Genomic DNA, 14,668 nt, shown 5'->3' with positions numbered 1-14,668 from the left:
AGCGTTCGTTCAGTACAGCGTCAGTTCAGCGCGGCGAGCGCGGCGTCGTAGTTCGGCTCGGAGGTGATCTCGTCGACGAGCTCGGTGTGGACGACCTTGCCCTCTGCGTCGAGCACGACGACAGAGCGGGCGCACAGGCCGGCCAGGGGGCCGTCGGTCATCGTGACGCCGTAGCCCGCGGCGAAGTCGCTGCGGAAGGTGGAACCGGCGGAGACGTTCTCGATGCCCTCGGCGGCGCAGAAGCGCTTGTGCGCGAACGGCAGGTCAGCCGAGACGTTGACGACGGTGGTGTTCTCCAGACCGGCGGCCTTCTCGTTGAACGTGCGGACCGACTGGGCGCAGACGCCGGTGTCGACGCTCGGGAAGATGTTGAGCACGACGCGCTTGCCGGACAGCGACTCGGAGGTCACCTGCGCCAGGTCGGTGCCGACGAGGTCGAACGCCGGAGCGGTCGAGCCGACGGCGGGTAGCTCGCCGGACGTGGTGACGGGGTTGCCCTTGAATGCGGTGGTTGCCATGTGTCCGTTCTACCCGACAGCCGGGACCAGCGGCCTACCGGACTGTCCGTTCTACCCGACAGCCGGGATCGGGGGCCTACCGGACTGTCTGTGCTACCCGACAGTCGGCACCGGCGGCGGAGGGGCCGCCTCTCCGGTCTGATCCACGGCCCGCCACAGGTACCAGGACGCGACAGACCGGTACGGCGACCAGGCCTCCGCGTGCGTGGACATCTGGGCGGAGGTGGCGGTCTCCTCGAGTCCCAGGACGCGCTCGAAGCCGCGGCGGACCCCGACGTCGGCCACGGGGAACACGTCGGGTCGGTCCAGCAGGAAGATCAGCAGCATCTCCACGGTCCATCGGCCCACCCCTCGGACGGTGGTCAGGGAGGTGATCACCTCGTCGTCGTCGAGGGTTCTCAATTCAGGCAACGTGGGGATCCGCGCGGTCCGCACCGCGTCGGCCAGGTCGCGGAGCGCGGCCACCTTGGGGCGGGAGATGCCGCACGCACGGAGCTCGTCGTCGGACAGGGCGGCGACCCGGTCGGGGTTGAGTTGGAGCGGGCCGGCTGCGCGTTCCCTGAGCCTCCCGGCGATCGTCGCGGCGGCCTTCACCGAGAGCTGCTGGGACAGGATTGACGAGGCCAGGCGGTCGAACAGGGTGTGCGGGCCGAGGTCTGAACCTGGGGTGAGGGTGCACGGTCCCACCACGTCGATGTGCCTGCGGAGGTCTGAATCCGCCATTCGGAGGTGCCGGACGGCCGTGACCTTGTCGTATCCAACGGTCATGTAGTGCAGGATACGCGGGCACTTTCAAGTCTCCTGCGCCTGCGGTAACGGCAGTACAGTGGCTCGCGATAACCATCGGGTCACAGATTTCTCTCGGGGGAGGTACGCAAATGGGTGGAAGAACACGAATGCGTCTCGCTGCGGTCGCGGCGACGGCAGCGATGGCACTGGGCACGGGGCTGGGGGCAGGGGCCGGAACTGCGTCGGCGGGGTCTGCGGAGATCCCCTCGGGTGCCGCGCTGTACAGCGGCCTGACCATGCTGGGTTGCCAGAACGTCGACAAGTCACTGCTGCCCGTGTGTGGCGACTTCGAGGTCCTCACCGTCGAGGACCCGGCAGTGCTCACCCTCAACCCGTTCACCACGGACATCGTGATCCTGGGCGCCGGGCTGTTCCCGGATGGCGGGATCCGGCCCGTTCTCGAGGAGCGGCTGCGGACCGGGTTCCGGTTGGCCACCGAGTACCCCACGGCCCGCATCATCGTGACGGGTGGGTTGCCGCAGAACGGCCGCACCGAGGCCCGCGCGATGGGCGACTGGCTCCGCGGCGCGGGCATCGCGCAGCACCGCATCACCGAGGAGGGTAACTCCGCCTCGACGGTGCAGAACGCGCAGTACACCGACCGGATCCTCCGCGACCGAGGCACCACCGGCGCCGTCGTGGTCACCACCGGCGACCATGTGCAGCGCGCGGTGCTCAATTTCCGGCAGGCAGTCGATGGCCGGATCCCGGTCACCGGAGTGGTGGCGCGGGACTGATCAGCGTTCCTCACGTCAGCCTGATCGCGGCACCTCCTCTCGACGCGGTTCCCCTCGCAGGGTCCGCCACGGGCCCCGGCGGCATCGCGGGCTGGGCCGTCGACGTGATGGCCGCGCTCGGAGGTCCGGGCGCGGCCCTCATCGTGGGCCTGGAGAACGTCTTCCCGCCTATCCCCAGCGAGGTCCTCCTGCCGCTGGCCGGCTTCAGTGCGGCCCAGGGGACGTTCTCGCTCGCGGCGGCGATCTGCTGGACCACGCTGGGGTCGGTGGTGGGGGCCCTCGTGGCCTACGGGCTGGGGCGCTGGCTGGGTGCCGACCGCGTCCGCGCGCTGTTCGACCGCATCCCGTTGATGCGGGTGGAGGACTTCGACAAGGCCGAGGGCTGGTTCGAACGCCACGGCAAGTCATCGGTGTTCTTCGGCCGGATGGTCCCGGTGGTGCGGAGCCTCATCTCGGTCCCGGCAGGCGTCGCCCGCATGAACATCTTGCTGTTCCTGCTGCTCACCACCGCCGGGAGCCTGGTGTGGAACTCGATCTTCGTGGTGGGCGGGTACCTGCTCGGCGGCCAGTGGCAGCGGATCGAGTCCGTCGCCGGGTGGTTCTCCAATGCCGTGGTGGGCGTCATCGCGGTACTCCTGGTGGTGTTCCTCGTGCGGAGGTCCCTGCAGGCGCGGGCTGCGCGACACCGGGGGCGGGGGAACAAAGCCACACACCGGAGAGTTGAATGACGTGACAGCAAAGTTCGCTTCGCCGTAGGAGGCACCCATGTCCGCCATCCGTCAGGTCGTCCCCCTCGGCGCACAGTGGCCGGGTGTCGACCCGTTCCTCTTCGCCGTCCACCACCGGGACGAGTTCCCCGCAGCGGACGGCCAGACCATGCGCCCCGCCGCCTCGCTGGAGGGTCGGTCGATCGGACAGGACTTCTCCGGCAAAGACGGCTGGTCCATGTACCACGGCGCCGACGTCCCCGGTTTCCCCCAACACCCGCACCGGGGCTTCGAAACGGTGACGGTGGTCCTCGACGGAGTGGTGGACCACGCCGACTCCCTGGGCGCCGCTGCCCGCTTCGGCCACGGTGACACCCAGTGGCTCACGGCCGGCGCGGGGATCTCCCACTCGGAGATGTTCCCGCTGCTGGATCCCCACGGCCCCAACACCATGGAGCTGTTCCAGATCTGGCTGAACCTCGCCCCCGAGGACAAGTCCGCCGAACCGCATTTCGACATGTTCTGGTCGGAGGACACTCCCGTCGTCGTGCGCGGCGAGGAGGGCTCCGCAGCGCGGATCCGCCTGATCGCCGGAGAAGTCGACGGCATTCGCGCCCTCGACCCGCCGCCCCACTCCTGGGCCGCACGCCCGGAGAACCACCTGGCCATCTGGATCGTCACGCTCGACCCCGGCGTCAGCACCGCGCTCCCGGCGTTCGACGCCTCCGCAACCCGCGTCCTCTACAACTACGGGGGCGCGCTGACCGCCGACGGTCAACTGCTCGGCTACGACGCAGCTGTTCTCGCCCCCGAATCCGTCACGGTGACCGCGGGCGAAGCCGGGGCCGCCTTCCTCGTGCTGCAGGCCCGGCCGATCGGCGCGCCCGTGGTCCAGCAGGGCCCGTTCGTGGGCAACACCCGCCAGGACATCGTCACCGCGATGGAGGAGTACCGCGCGGGCGTCTTCGGCACCTGGGAGCTGCCGCAGAACGACCCCGTCCACGGGTACGGGGAGACCCGCTTCGCCCGCTACCCTGACGGCACGGAGAGGCGGCCCGTCACCACAGGCTGACCCGGGCTGGGCTGACCACTGCGGCCCGAGCCGGCTCAGTCCGGCCAGCGGCCGTTGCGCAGCAGCTCCAGGCTCTGCACCCGGTCGAGCAGCGGCTGCCGCATCTGGTCCTCCAGGAACTCCAGCAGTGCCTCGGACAGCGCGGAGTTGTCGGAGGAGATGGCGTCGCGGGCCACGGCCACGTGGAGGTTCTCGGCGAAACCGTCGATCGCGGTCTGCGCCACGCAGCTGTGCGTCGACACCCCGCACACGAGAAGGTGGTCCACTCCGAGCCGGTCGAGTTCGGCGCGCAGGTCGGTCTCGAAGAACGCGCTGTCGCGGGTCTTGACCACCTCCACGTGCCCGCCGGTCGCGAGACCGTCGAGGAACTCCGCCTGCTCGGTGCCGGGGTAGGCGAAGCCCTCGCCGTCCTCGCGCATGTTGAGGGTCCACGTGGACCGGTCCCGGGTGTGCTCGGTCCGCACCAGCACCACCGGTCTGCCGGCGTCATGGGCGGCGTGGATGAGCTCGTTGATCGAGGCGACCAGCTCGTCCCGGACCTCTCCGAGCTCGGGGAACTCGAAGTAGGAGTTCTGCATGTCGATCACCACGAGCGCGGCCTGCTGGCCCGGGCGCCACCAGGTGTCGGTGATCTCGACCGGGGTGGTGCGCTTGTGGCGGTTGCGGTGCCACGCCTGCTCGAGCTTCGCGGCCACCTCGTCCGAGACCTCGCGGCCCTCGAGGTAGTCGTCGATGTCGTCGTACCGCAGCCCCAGTTCGTCCTCGTCGGTCTGACCTTCAGCCTCGTCCAGCAGGTCGGCGGTCGGGACCTTGTCCCACAGCTGTTGTGGCGCGCCGAGGTGTCGCAGCAGGGCACGGCCCTGGCGCTTGTTCAGCCCGGACAACGGCAGGATGTCGGCCGCGCCGTCACCGAACTTGGTGAAGAACCCGGTGACGTTCTCCGAGGCATGATCCGCACCGATCACCAGCAGGCGGCGGTCCCCGGCCAGCGCGTACTGCGTGACCATCCGGTGCCGGGCCTTGGCGTTCCCCTTGGTGAAGTCGGACAGTTCCGTGCCGGTGGCCCGCGCGATCTCCGCGTTCAGGGCGTCCACGCCGGGAGCCACGTCGACGGTGACCGTCTCGTCGGCGGCCACGAAGTCAACGGCCGCGGCGGCGTCGTGCTCGTCGTGCTGCACCCGGTAGGGCAGGCGCATCCCCACGAACACCGCCTCACCGCCGCTTGAGCGGACCCGCTCGACCGCCAACTGTGCCAGGCGACCGGCCAGCGTGGAGTCCACGCCGCCCGAGAGCCCCAGCACGTACCCCTTGGCGTTGCTCGTGGTCAGGTAGTCGGTGAGGAACCGAACCCGCCGCTCGACCTCCGCGGCAGGGTCGACCTCGGGCCGCACGCCCAGGGCACCGATGATCTTCCGTTGTGTCTCACGCATGGGAACAGTGTGGTGCTGTCGCCTGGTGGCGCCACCGGTTCCGGGGGGAACTCAGGTGGTGCTCTCCGCCGCGCCCTCCGCCGCGTGATCCCGCACGAAGCCCTCCACCCTCTGCGGCCAGGCGGCCACCTCGGCGGGGGTGCGCGCGACCTCGAGCCGGGCGTCGGGCAGCAGGTCTGCCAGCAGTTCGGCCACCTCCAGCGGGTGCGAGGCGTCGTCGGGCCAGGCCAGGATCAAGACCGGGATCTCGAGGCCGGCCACTTCCGCCCGCGACGGCAGGTCCGTCGCGGCGGCGCCCCGGAAGGCGGCCGGCAGCCACTCGTCGGCCACGTCCGGCGCAGTGACCGGGCGGCCCGGGTCGATCGCGGGGGAGGTGGTCGGTTGCCTTGTGAGTTCGGCCCATCGAGCGCCTCCCCAGCGCTCGACCTGCCGCGCGGCCAGCTCGTAGGCGCGCGACTGCTCCCGACGCCACTCCCACGCGGTCGGCGGAATGCCCAGGGTGAGCGAGGCGAACCGGTCCGGCTGGGCGACGGCAGCGGTGAGCAGCGTCGCCGCGCCCATCGACTGTCCCACCCCGTGCACGCCGGTGCCCGGGAACACCTCGTCGAGCAGCGCCAGCAGGTCGTGGGCCAGGACCGGCCACGTGTAGTCGCCCGGGTCGGCCGAACCCGTCGAGTGGCCGTGCCCCCGCGCATCGAATCGCAACACCTGTAGACCAGGCCGGTCCGCGGTCAGATCGAGCCCGAACAGCTCGTCGCGGCGCCGACTCGAGGACAGCCCGTGCAGCTGCACCACCGGGAGTCCGCCGCCCCTGAGGTCCCGGGCCAGCGCCGGTCGGTTTCCGCCGGGCCCATCCTCACCGAGCCCATCCCCGCCGAGCCCATCTCCACCGGGCCCGTTCCCGCCGGGCCCCTCCGCGCATGGCTCGGTGTGCGGCCGTCTCGTCGTCGTCACAATCCGCGCCTCTCGCCGTAACACGCCGCCCCTACCGTGCGGTCCATGAGACTCACCACGATAACGCGGATGTCGTTGCCCGCCGGCGTCGTTCACCGGTGTGCGACGGACATCACCACAGGTCAGGCGGAGTGCACGCCCCTATCGTTCGATCAGGCGCGGCACGCCTCGCTCGGCCGTCGCACCGGTTCGTGGATGGCGCTGGCGTTCCGCCTCCCGTTCCCGGCCGACCGCGACCACGTGGCGCGGGCGTGGTCGGTGGTGATCGCGCGGCACGGGACGCTGCGGACGGTGATCGAGGGCGGCGACGGAGGCGGCGACGGAGACACGCGGGACGAGGGCGAGAGGCGGGACGACGACGAGCTGCGCCTCCGGCCGGTCACCGTGCGGCAACTCGGCTGGCAGACCCCGCAGGCCCGGCCGGGCGAGGACCCCCGAGCGGTGCTGCGCCGGGTCTTCGACGAGGCGTGCTGCCCGTTCGCGACGCCGGCGCACGCGCTGTGCCTGGTCGAGCCCTACGCACCGGCGGACCCGCACGATCAGCCCGAGCTCCCGGTCGTGGTGATCGGCCTCGACCACTCGCACGTCGACGCGTGGTCCCTGCTCGTCCTGATGCGGGACTTCTGCTCGTGCCTGGACGACCTAGCGTGCGGCCTCGAGCCGGGCACGTGCCTGCCCCCGGCGGCGCCGTTCGCCGAGCACACCCGGGAACTGGCCGCGCGACCCCCGGCCCCGCCGGAGATCCACCGTCGGTGGGCGGCGATCCTCGAGCGCGGCGGCGGGGAGATGCCGGTGTTCCCGCTCGACCTGGGCGATGTGTCGACGCCAAGGGACGAGGTGGTGGAGGTCCGCGATGTGTTGGACCCGGACGGCGTGGCAGCGCTGGAGACTGCGTCCGCCGCGGAGGGGGTGCGGATGATCGCGGTGGCGCTGGCGGAGATGACGGCCGTGTTCCAGCGCCGGGCCGGGGTGGGGCTGCGCGCCGTGCTCCCCGTGCACTCGCGGCACCACGAGCGGTGGCACGACTCCGTGGGCTGGTTCATCACCAACTCGGTGGTCGAGTGCGTTGACCCCGACGCCCGGGCCTGCGGGGCGGCCGTGCGCGACGCGGTCGAACTGGGCTCGCACGCCCTCGGCCCGATCCTCCAACCGCACGGCGGCATGCCCCACACGCCGGGGATGTTCGCGGTCTCCTGGCTGGACTACCGGCGACTGCCGCTCGAGGTGAACCTGAGTCTGAACCCGCAGCACGTGTCGGCGGCGATCCGCACCACCGGCGTGATGGTGTGGTTTGTCATCAACGGCTCCGGGCTGCACGTGCGCTGCCGCTACCCCGACACCGCGCGGGCCCGTGAGTCGGTGGGCGGCTGGTTGGACGAGCTGTGCGCGGGGCTCGCGCAGCGGGCGCTCAACCAGGTGGAGCCGCGAGATCCGGATGGCCAGGCGGAGCCGCGGGATCCGGCCCGAGGTCGGCCAGCAGCCACGCCACGTCCAGCCAACGCCCGTGCTTGAACCCGATCCGCTCCAGCCGCCCGGCGTCGCGGAAACCCATCGCCAGGTGCAGGGCCACGCTCGGCTCGTTGGGCAGCGCCACCACGGCCAGCAGCCGGCGGAAGCCCAGCTCCTCGAGACGCACGAACAGGGCGCGGTACAGCGTCCGGCCCAGACCGAGACCGCGCGCACCCGGGTCCACGTACACGCTCACCTCGCACGACCAGCGGTACGCCGCGCGCTCCTTGACCGGGCCCGCATAGGCGTAACCCGCTATACGGCCGTTCACCTCCGCGACCAGCCAGTCGTAACCCGCGAGCGCCCGGGTGATCCGGCCCGCGAACTCGGGGACCGAGGGCACCTCGTCCTCGAACGTCACCGTGGTCTCGCGTACGAAGGGCGCGTAGATATCCAGGCATCCGGCGGCATCGGCGGGCGTGGCCCGGCGGATCACCGGCCCGGCGGCCTGACCGTTCACACCTCCGGCCCACCCGGGTTGCACCCTTCGGCGAGCATCCTGTCCGCCCCCACCACCGGCCGCCACGGCTCGATGTTCCAGGTGGGCTTGTCCGGTTCGAGAATCCGCGCCCACGTCCAGTGGCAGTCGAACTGCTCCCGCATGCCGGGGGATCCCGCCTCCGGTGCGAGCCGCAGCACCTGCTGCCAGGCTTCGGCCGCGGCGAGCGAGTCCCACGCCTCGCGGCCGGCCGGGGTGGGTGCGACCTTCAAGGTGACGCCGAAGTCCGAATCCGCCCAGGTCGCAGCGGCGATGAGCGGGGCCGCAGGGGCGGCGTTCGGTAAAGCGGTCGGCGAGGGTGCGGACGGTGTGGCGGGCGGTGTGGCGGGCGGCGGGCTGGTGGGCGTCGCCGGGGGCGGGACCTGGGACGACGACGAGGTGGCCATCGCGTCCACTGTCTCCTCCGCCGGGTCGGGCCCGTCCTGCGCGCAGCCGGTCGCGACCGCGATCGAGAGCAGTGCTGCGGAGGCCGTGAGCGTCCGGGTGGTGCGGTGGCGCATCCGTGGCAGTCTGCCACGGCGCGAGGGGCCTGGCTCACGACGCGCGGCGCGCGGGGTTCTGCCGGGCCGTGGGGGTTGCGCCGCCACGCTCCTGCCGGGATCCTGTGTTCCTACCGCGAAATCGGCGCCAGCGGACAAACCGCACGCCCCCCAGTACAAGGAGTGTGACTGATGCCCGTGTTCGACTTCTCCCAGCTACAGGCCATGTGGGACGGGATCTTCCCAGCGATCTTCGGACCCCTCGCGGCCCTGGTCGACACCGTCGGCGCCTCCGTCCAGGGTCCCTGACACCGATACCGGCCCGGGCCCGGCGAGCGACGACCGTGAGCGTGAGCGAGATCAGCCCGCGGCGAGCATCTTCCGCAACGTCAGGATGTTTCTCGTGGTGAGGTGTCGCTTGTTCTCCCGGCGGTCGAGCACCTTGTAGGCCTCGGAGGCGAGCGTCGAGCCACGCGGCACCCGCCAGTACACGCAGCCCCGGCCCTCGGCTACGGCCTCCGTGCTGGTGCTCGCGCCCCCGGTGTCGGCGATTCCCGTCCGCATCGCGTGGGACACCCGGGATGTCACCACCGGGTCGTCGGAGAACACCACGTAGTCGTGGTGTTCCTCCAGCGTGTCAAAGGGGTATGACTGCACTGCCGCCTCCAGGTCCTCCCGGGTGAGGACCTGGACCACCGCGTCGTATCCGAAGCGGTCCGCGTACGCGGCCTCGAGAACCGCGCGGAGGTCGGCGACCGGCCTGGGGTCGGTGACGAGCACGTTGCCGGAGGCCAGAAAGGTCTTCACGTCGGCGCCGCCCACGGATTCGGTGCAGGCCTTCAGGTCGCTCATCGCGATCCTGGCGGCCTTGCCCACGTTGATCCCGCGCAACAGCACTACCTTCCGCTGGGGTTCGGTCCGGTAGCCGGATGGTTCCGTGCTCATGGCCCGATCTTCCTCCCGGCGCAGCCCTGCGGGGTAGCTTTCCGGCCATGGCAGTCTCAGTGCAATCCGTGACGGATATCCCGGCCGGCATCCCCGAGATCATGGAGGTCCTGGCGGACGTCGGCTCGCTCGTCGACTGGTCGGACGCCCACCGCGCGGTGGAGATCCGGGAGGCCGACGACGAGGGCTGGCCGATCGTCGTGTGGTCGAAGATCTCCCAGTACGGCGTCGCCGACGAGATGGTGGTGCGGTACGAGTGGTACGACGGCGAGGTGAGCTGGTCGCTCGTGGAGAGCGGGACCCAGAAGGTTCAGAACGCCCGGTACGAGCTCACCGACAACGGTGACGGCACGACCAAGGTGGTCTTTGACCTCGAGGTGGACCTCAAGATCAAACTCCCCGGCATGGTGGTCAAGAAGGCGCAGAAGCACATCGCCGACGTGGCCACCAAGGGGCTGCGGGACGAGGTCCTCCGCCGGCAGAGCTGAACTGACTGCGGTCCTGCCGAACCGATCAGTCGCGCGTCCGCAGCAGGTCCAGCGCAGAGCGGACCCCCGCGGCCGGCAGTTGGCCGGGCGCCGAGGCCGACCCGACGGTGGCGAAGGTCGCTGCGGACCCGAACGTTCCACCGCAGATACGGGTGACCGCGCCCAGGGCGCCCATCGACATGGTGATCAGCGGGATCCCCGACGTCCGGTGCCGACGCTCGGTGGCGTCGAGCAGGATCAGCACCTCGGCCGGGGTCCGGGGCGTCACCGCGATCTTTGCCACCTCTGCCCCCGCAAGTTCCATCGCCTCCAGTCGCTCGACGATCTCCTCGACGGGCGGAGTGCCGTGGAAATCGTGGTTGGACGCCACCACCGGGGTGTGATGTGCGTGCGCAACATCGATCGCCTCCGCTGCGCGCGGGTGCCGGTACTCCACGTCGATGGCCGCTGCCAGGCCGGTGGACGCGAGCGCACCGATGAGTCCGAGGTAGGCCTCCGGGGTGATGTCCGCGCCCCCACCCTCGGCGATCGTGCGGAAGGTCGCCAGGATCGGCGTCTCAGGCAGCAGTTCGGCGATGCGATGTAGCGCCGACACCGCGGGGGCGGGATCGCTCCCGCCCCCGGCGATGAAAGGCGCGAAGAGGTCGACCCGCCACTCCACCGCGTCATGCACAACTTCCGCTGCCCGGGAGCTCAGCGCTGCGACCTGTTCCTCCAGCTGCGGCAGATCGTGCGCCGTGAGCGGGACGATGATCGACGGCGAGCTCGCGTCCAGCGCGAACGGGTGGCGGGGCATGGTACGACCCTACGACGCCGCCGGGCGGGTAGCCGAGCTCAGTCGCAATCAGCGCACCGACAGGGCCGCTGGGTGGGCACCAGTTCGAGGGCCGGCCGGTGACCGAGTCGGTCGCGGCCGAAGTAGCGGGCCGCCCACACGAGAGTCTGCGCGGGCCGCGCGACGGGAATGAGTTCCCAGCGGGCAGCGCCGGGGCCCTCGCACAACAGGTGCCCCTCCTCGAACGCGTCGCCCGCCAGCACGGTGCCGCCCCACCTGTTCAACAGCTCAGCGGTCTCCCGCGCGCCCAGGCCACGGACCAGCAGCTCGGGATGGTTGTGCCCGGTGAGACCGACCGTGTAACCGAACTGCTCCTCGGTCGGGGTCGGCGGTTCGGGGCAGTCCGGGCAGTCGCAACTCTCGCCCACGTGGACCAGGTGTAGACCGTGGTCCGCGATGTTGGCGGCGACGCGTTCCATCTCGGGGTCTCGCACCGGGGTCAGATCTGGGCGCCGTGATCGGGCCCGCCGTTCAGCCCGGTTGAGTGGTCGGCCGTTGCTGGTCCGCCCGGTGCTCGAGCGGCCGGTGTAGGCGAAGCCGGTGTTCGAACGGGTGGTGTCTGAACGAGCGGTGCCCGCACGGCGGTTGCCCGCACGGCGGTTGCTCGCCAGGCCGGCGCGGAACGGGACGACGTTGTGGGTCATGGGATCTCCTCAGATTCTGGGTGTGGGTGGTTCCGTATCGAACGTGCGCTCGATACGGTGGAGACGATAGGCCGCGCCTACGACACGAAAGCCGACGTCCCGCCGGTGACCGGGTGCGGGCGGGGCACACTGGGTGGATCTGGCAGGGGTATCTGGCGGATGACGTGGCATGAGGGGGAGCGGATGAGGGTCGCATTGGCACTAGGTTCCGGTGGGGCGCGCGGGTATGCGCACATCGGCGCGATCCGCGAACTCGAGTCCAGGGGCCATGAGGTGGTCGGGGTCGCGGGGGCGTCGATGGGCGCCGTGGTCGGTTCGCTTCTCGCGGCCGGCAAGTTGGACCAGTTCGAACAATGGGTGCGGGGCCTGACCCAGCGGGACGTCCTGCGGTTGCTCGACGTCTCGTTTGCCGGTGGGGGAGCGATCCGTGCCAACAGGATCATGGGCGTGATCGGCGCGATGCTCGACGACGTGCGGATCGAGGATCTGGCCATCCCCTACACCGCGGTGGCGACAGACCTGCGAGCGCGCCGGGAGGTGTGGTTCACCCGCGGCCCGGCCGACGTCGCTGTACGGGCGTCGTTCGCGATCCCGAGCGTGGTCACGCCTGCGATCGTGGGTGGCCGTCTGATGATCGACGGCGGAGTGACCAACCCTGTTCCGCTGGAGCCGCTCTCCTCGGTCGAGAGCGATCTGGTCCTCGCCGTGTCGTTGACCGGGAGACGGGCCGGGATCCGCGGGTCCACGTTCCAGGAGAGCTCGGACCCCGAGGAGCCATCGGCGGAAGCGGATCCCAGGATCGCAAAGAAGGGCGGGTCCGCCACCGCGGGAACCGCAGCCCGGCTCTCCGGTCGTATCCGGACCGCGGCAGCCGACGTCCGTGACGCTGACCTGGTGCGGCTTGTCGCGGCCCGTTTCGGTCAGGACCCCGCAGGTCAGGACCCGGCGGGTCAGGATCCCGCCGGGGACAGCCCTGGCGCCACCGCCGGAGTCGGTGAAGGCGATCCGGCCCTCATCGACGCGACGATCCCCAGCCGGTCGACCCAGCCGTCACCGGAGGTCGCGGAGGCGGTGGAGGAGGCCGAGCGGGAGGTCCGAGCCGGGGCGCAGGCGGAGGAGCGGAGCCTGGAGACGCTCCCGGGCACGCTACGGATCTTCGACGTCGTCTCCCAGTCGATCGAAGCCATGCAGAGCATCCTCACCGGTTACCGGATGGCCGGGAACAGGCCTGATGTGCTCGTGGAGGTGCCCTCCGACTCGTGTTCTGCATTCGACTTCCACCGGGCGGAGGAGATGATCGAACTCGGGCGCCGGCTCACCGCGGAAGCGCTGGACCGGGAGGGGCTGTGATCCCGGGGCCGTCTCAACCCTCTCAACCCTCTCAGCCCTCTCTGCCCCCTCAGCCCTGCCCCGCTGCCCCGATCATCGCCCTAGTTCTGGCCGATCTGCGGCAGGTGCTGTGAACAGAACGCCTTGATCGCAGAGGCCACCACCACCGGGGCCTCCGTCACCGGAGCCTCGGAGTGGGCGTCGTTGTACTGCTTGAGGACGTCGACGTAACCCGTCCCGCCGTCGAGTGAGGCGCACGCGTCGCGGCCCCGGGTGAGGTAGCCCTGCTCGTCCTGAGCATCCACCCCCACGCGCCGGATGTCGGCGAGGAACTCCTGGTCGGGGTTCTGGGACTGGTTCCCGTTCTCACCGCCGCCGTTCTCAGCGCTCCCGCCCGGAGCGGGCTGCTCACCGGTCGTCGCGCCGGTGTCTCCTTCCCCGTCGCCGCCGGTCGCGTCCCCGACCGCGGAGGTCGCCTGGGTTGCCACGGATCCCACCGCGCTGGTGGCGCCGCCGACCGCTTTCTCTGCGGTGCCCTCCTCGCCGCAGGCCCCCAGGATCAGCGCCAACGCCGCGAGCCCGGACGCCGCGGCGGCAGCACGCCGTCGGTGCATTCCTCGGTTGGTGTGCTCGGCCATGTCAGGTCCTCCCGGGGGTCGGTGTGCCGGGAACGCTACGAGGACGCGCCGGTCGACGGAACCGTTTAGCCGAGTCGGTGAGAGCAGTGTCACAATCGAGACGTGATCGAGATGGGATATCCAGAGGCGTTGGCCAGGGGGCTGGGTTCGCTCGCCGACCCGCTACGCGAGCCGGTGCTCGTGGCCATCCCCGTATTCGTCCTGTTCGTGGCGATCGAGTGGATCTCCGCGCGCGTCCTCGAGGCCCGTGAACCGGGCAGTTACGAGCGGCGCGACGCGGTCACCTCGCTGCTCATGGGCGCGAGTTCGCAGGCGTTCTGGCTCGCCGGCAAGCTGGTCGGGCTGGCCCTCTACGCCGCGGTATGGGTGTACCTCGCACCCTGGCACCTGCCCTCGAACGCCTGGTACACGTGGGTCCTGGCGATCGTCGGCACCGACTTCCTCTACTACTGGTACCACCGCTCGGCGCACCGGATCCGCCTGATCTGGGCCACCCACCAGGCTCACCACTCGAGCGAGTACTACAACTTCGCCACCGCGTTGCGCCAGAAGTGGAACAACTCGGGGGAGATCGTGGCGTGGCTCCCGCTGCCGCTCCTCGGAGTGCCGCCGTGGATGGTCTTCACCGGGTTCTCGGTCTCGCTGGTCTACCAGTTCTTCGTCCACACCGAGCGGGTCGGGCGGCTCCCGGCCCCGATCGAGTTCGTCTTCAACACCCCGTCCCACCACCGCGTCCACCACGGCTCCGACGCCGAGTACCTGGACCGGAACTATGGCGGGATCCTCATCATCTGGGACCGCCTCTTCGGCACCTTCCGGTCCGAGACGCATCGCCCCCGCTACGGCCTGACCGTGCCCGTGACCTCCCATAATCCCTTCTGGTTGCAGGTGCACGAGTACGTGGCGATCTGGCGCGACGTCCGCTCCACCCGCTCGTGGCGCGACCGCCTCGGCTACGCGTTCGGCCCGCCCGGATGGAGGCCGACCGCCCCTCGCTCCGCCCGCGGCTCCGCCCGCCGCTCCGCCCGCCGCTCCGCCCCCGAAACCGGGATTGCCCCCGCAGGAGCAACCCTGGGGGCCCCCGGGCAGCACTAG

Annotated in this window: 17 protein-coding genes and 1 pseudogene; 7 read left to right on the top strand and 11 right to left on the bottom strand. The window is 70.7% G+C overall.

Annotated features, from left to right (window positions below; genetic code table 11):
• Positions 1–20 precede the first annotated feature (20 nt).
• Together tpx and R4P08_RS00970 are read right to left on the bottom strand one after the other, a co-directional pair.
• Positions 21–518: a thiol peroxidase gene (gene tpx, locus R4P08_RS00975; protein ID WP_317811878.1), complete on the bottom strand. Its 498-nt coding sequence runs from the start codon at positions 516–518 to the stop codon at positions 21–23.
• A 93-nt stretch (positions 519–611) separates the two neighbouring features.
• Positions 612–1,286, bottom strand: coding sequence for a DNA-3-methyladenine glycosylase (locus R4P08_RS00970; RefSeq protein ID WP_317811877.1), 675 nt, complete (start codon positions 1,284–1,286; stop codon positions 612–614).
• 128 nt (positions 1,287–1,414) lie between these two features.
• Here R4P08_RS00970 and R4P08_RS00965 point away from each other — a divergent pair, with 128 nt between their 5' ends.
• The 3 genes from R4P08_RS00965 to R4P08_RS00955 all read left to right on the top strand — a co-directional run bounded on the left by R4P08_RS00965 (position 1,415) and on the right by R4P08_RS00955 (position 3,823).
• On the top strand, positions 1,415–2,044 hold the full coding sequence (locus tag R4P08_RS00965; RefSeq protein ID WP_317811876.1) for a YdcF family protein: 630 nt from the start codon (positions 1,415–1,417) through the stop codon (positions 2,042–2,044).
• Between the two features lie 107 nt (positions 2,045–2,151).
• Complete coding sequence (locus R4P08_RS00960) at positions 2,152–2,772, top strand: DedA family protein (RefSeq protein WP_317811875.1); 621 nt, start codon at positions 2,152–2,154, stop codon at positions 2,770–2,772.
• Between the two features lie 37 nt (positions 2,773–2,809).
• A complete protein-coding gene (locus R4P08_RS00955) occupies positions 2,810–3,823 on the top strand; it encodes a pirin family protein (RefSeq protein WP_317811874.1) in 1,014 nt (337 codons plus the stop codon).
• A 35-nt stretch (positions 3,824–3,858) separates the two neighbouring features.
• On the opposite strand, the gene R4P08_RS00950 is transcribed toward R4P08_RS00955, so the two are convergent.
• The 3 genes and pseudogenes from R4P08_RS00950 to R4P08_RS00940 form a co-directional block, all read right to left on the bottom strand.
• Entirely contained in the window at positions 3,859–4,410 is a 552-nt protein-coding gene (locus R4P08_RS00950) for an isochorismatase family cysteine hydrolase (protein ID WP_317812236.1), read from the bottom strand.
• A gap of 24 nt (positions 4,411–4,434) precedes the next feature.
• A pseudogene (gene nadE / locus R4P08_RS00945) lies at positions 4,435–5,253 on the bottom strand (ammonia-dependent NAD(+) synthetase); the annotation flags it as partial.
• Positions 5,254–5,304: 51 nt separating this feature from the next.
• The gene (locus tag R4P08_RS00940) at positions 5,305–6,048 is read right to left on the bottom strand and encodes an alpha/beta fold hydrolase (RefSeq protein ID WP_317811873.1); all 744 of its coding nucleotides are present in this window, start codon (positions 6,046–6,048) and stop codon (positions 5,305–5,307) included.
• 204 nt (positions 6,049–6,252) lie between these two features.
• Between R4P08_RS00940 and R4P08_RS00935 the strand changes: the two genes are divergently transcribed.
• Positions 6,253–7,719 carry a hypothetical protein gene (locus R4P08_RS00935; protein WP_317811872.1) on the top strand — a complete coding sequence of 489 codons (1,467 nt, stop codon included), beginning with the start codon at positions 6,253–6,255 and terminating at the stop codon, positions 7,717–7,719.
• On the opposite strand, the gene R4P08_RS00930 is transcribed toward R4P08_RS00935, so the two are convergent.
• The 3 genes from R4P08_RS00930 to R4P08_RS00920 form a co-directional block, all read right to left on the bottom strand.
• Positions 7,616–8,176, bottom strand: coding sequence for a GNAT family N-acetyltransferase (locus R4P08_RS00930; protein WP_317811871.1), 561 nt, complete (start codon positions 8,174–8,176; stop codon positions 7,616–7,618). The two genes, R4P08_RS00935 and R4P08_RS00930, sit on opposite strands and share 104 nt — an antisense overlap.
• On the bottom strand, positions 8,173–8,715 hold the full coding sequence (locus R4P08_RS00925; protein ID WP_317811870.1) for a DUF2599 domain-containing protein: 543 nt from the start codon (positions 8,713–8,715) through the stop codon (positions 8,173–8,175). Before R4P08_RS00925 ends, R4P08_RS00930 begins: the two co-directional genes overlap by 4 nt.
• Before the next feature lie 339 nt (positions 8,716–9,054).
• The gene (locus tag R4P08_RS00920; protein ID WP_317811869.1) at positions 9,055–9,639 is read right to left on the bottom strand and encodes a DUF1697 domain-containing protein; all 585 of its coding nucleotides are present in this window, start codon (positions 9,637–9,639) and stop codon (positions 9,055–9,057) included.
• 47 nt (positions 9,640–9,686) lie between these two features.
• Here R4P08_RS00920 and R4P08_RS00915 point away from each other — a divergent pair, with 47 nt between their 5' ends.
• Positions 9,687–10,127, top strand: coding sequence for an SRPBCC family protein (locus tag R4P08_RS00915; RefSeq protein ID WP_317811868.1), 441 nt, complete (start codon positions 9,687–9,689; stop codon positions 10,125–10,127).
• A 25-nt stretch (positions 10,128–10,152) separates the two neighbouring features.
• Here the strand turns inward: R4P08_RS00915 and aroD are convergent, their stop codons facing one another.
• Both aroD and R4P08_RS00905 read right to left on the bottom strand, forming a co-directional pair.
• A complete protein-coding gene (aroD, locus tag R4P08_RS00910) occupies positions 10,153–10,923 on the bottom strand; it encodes a type I 3-dehydroquinate dehydratase (RefSeq protein ID WP_317811867.1) in 771 nt (256 codons plus the stop codon).
• Positions 10,924–10,961: 38 nt separating this feature from the next.
• Positions 10,962–11,606 (bottom strand): DUF4262 domain-containing protein, encoded by a 645-nt coding sequence (locus R4P08_RS00905; protein ID WP_317811866.1) that lies wholly within the window; start codon positions 11,604–11,606, stop codon positions 10,962–10,964.
• A gap of 183 nt (positions 11,607–11,789) precedes the next feature.
• On the opposite strand from R4P08_RS00905, the gene R4P08_RS00900 reads away from it, so the two are divergent.
• Positions 11,790–12,956, top strand: a complete 1,167-nt coding sequence (locus tag R4P08_RS00900; protein WP_317811865.1) for a patatin-like phospholipase family protein — start codon at positions 11,790–11,792, stop codon at positions 12,954–12,956.
• An 80-nt stretch (positions 12,957–13,036) separates the two neighbouring features.
• On the opposite strand, the gene R4P08_RS00895 is transcribed toward R4P08_RS00900, so the two are convergent.
• Entirely contained in the window at positions 13,037–13,573 is a 537-nt protein-coding gene (locus tag R4P08_RS00895) for a DUF732 domain-containing protein (RefSeq protein WP_317811864.1), read from the bottom strand.
• Positions 13,574–13,684: 111 nt separating this feature from the next.
• On the opposite strand from R4P08_RS00895, the gene R4P08_RS00890 reads away from it, so the two are divergent.
• Positions 13,685–14,668, top strand: coding sequence for a sterol desaturase family protein (locus R4P08_RS00890; RefSeq protein ID WP_317812235.1), 984 nt, complete (start codon positions 13,685–13,687; stop codon positions 14,666–14,668).

Origin of the sequence: Rhodococcus sp. IEGM 1408 (assembly GCF_033142235.1) — a bacterium.
Taxonomy (GTDB): Bacteria; Actinomycetota; Actinomycetes; order Mycobacteriales; family Mycobacteriaceae; genus Dietzia.
The sequence above is the reverse complement of the archived record's forward strand: the minus strand, read 5'-3'. Positions and strand labels throughout refer to the sequence as shown.

What these genes read in the sequence shown, in the direction of transcription:
- tpx (WP_317811878.1), bottom strand. Translation starts at nt 518, where the DNA reads ATGGCAACCACCGCATTCAAGGGCAACCCCGTCACCACGTCCGGCGAG.
- R4P08_RS00970 (WP_317811877.1), bottom strand. Translation starts at nt 1,286, where the DNA reads ATGACCGTTGGATACGACAAGGTCACGGCCGTCCGGCACCTCCGAATG.
- R4P08_RS00965 (WP_317811876.1), top strand. Translation starts at nt 1,415, where the DNA reads ATGCGTCTCGCTGCGGTCGCGGCGACGGCAGCGATGGCACTGGGCACG.
- R4P08_RS00960 (WP_317811875.1), top strand. Translation starts at nt 2,152, where the DNA reads ATGGCCGCGCTCGGAGGTCCGGGCGCGGCCCTCATCGTGGGCCTGGAG.
- R4P08_RS00955 (WP_317811874.1), top strand. Translation starts at nt 2,810, where the DNA reads ATGTCCGCCATCCGTCAGGTCGTCCCCCTCGGCGCACAGTGGCCGGGT.
- R4P08_RS00935 (WP_317811872.1), top strand. Translation starts at nt 6,253, where the DNA reads ATGAGACTCACCACGATAACGCGGATGTCGTTGCCCGCCGGCGTCGTT.
- R4P08_RS00925 (WP_317811870.1), bottom strand. Translation starts at nt 8,715, where the DNA reads ATGCGCCACCGCACCACCCGGACGCTCACGGCCTCCGCAGCACTGCTC.
- R4P08_RS00920 (WP_317811869.1), bottom strand. Translation starts at nt 9,639, where the DNA reads ATGAGCACGGAACCATCCGGCTACCGGACCGAACCCCAGCGGAAGGTA.
- R4P08_RS00915 (WP_317811868.1), top strand. Translation starts at nt 9,687, where the DNA reads ATGGCAGTCTCAGTGCAATCCGTGACGGATATCCCGGCCGGCATCCCC.
- aroD (WP_317811867.1), bottom strand. Translation starts at nt 10,923, where the DNA reads ATGCCCCGCCACCCGTTCGCGCTGGACGCGAGCTCGCCGTCGATCATC.
- R4P08_RS00905 (WP_317811866.1), bottom strand. Translation starts at nt 11,606, where the DNA reads ATGACCCACAACGTCGTCCCGTTCCGCGCCGGCCTGGCGAGCAACCGC.
- R4P08_RS00900 (WP_317811865.1), top strand. Translation starts at nt 11,790, where the DNA reads ATGAGGGTCGCATTGGCACTAGGTTCCGGTGGGGCGCGCGGGTATGCG.
- R4P08_RS00895 (WP_317811864.1), bottom strand. Translation starts at nt 13,573, where the DNA reads ATGGCCGAGCACACCAACCGAGGAATGCACCGACGGCGTGCTGCCGCC.
- R4P08_RS00890 (WP_317812235.1), top strand. Translation starts at nt 13,685, where the DNA reads ATGGGATATCCAGAGGCGTTGGCCAGGGGGCTGGGTTCGCTCGCCGAC.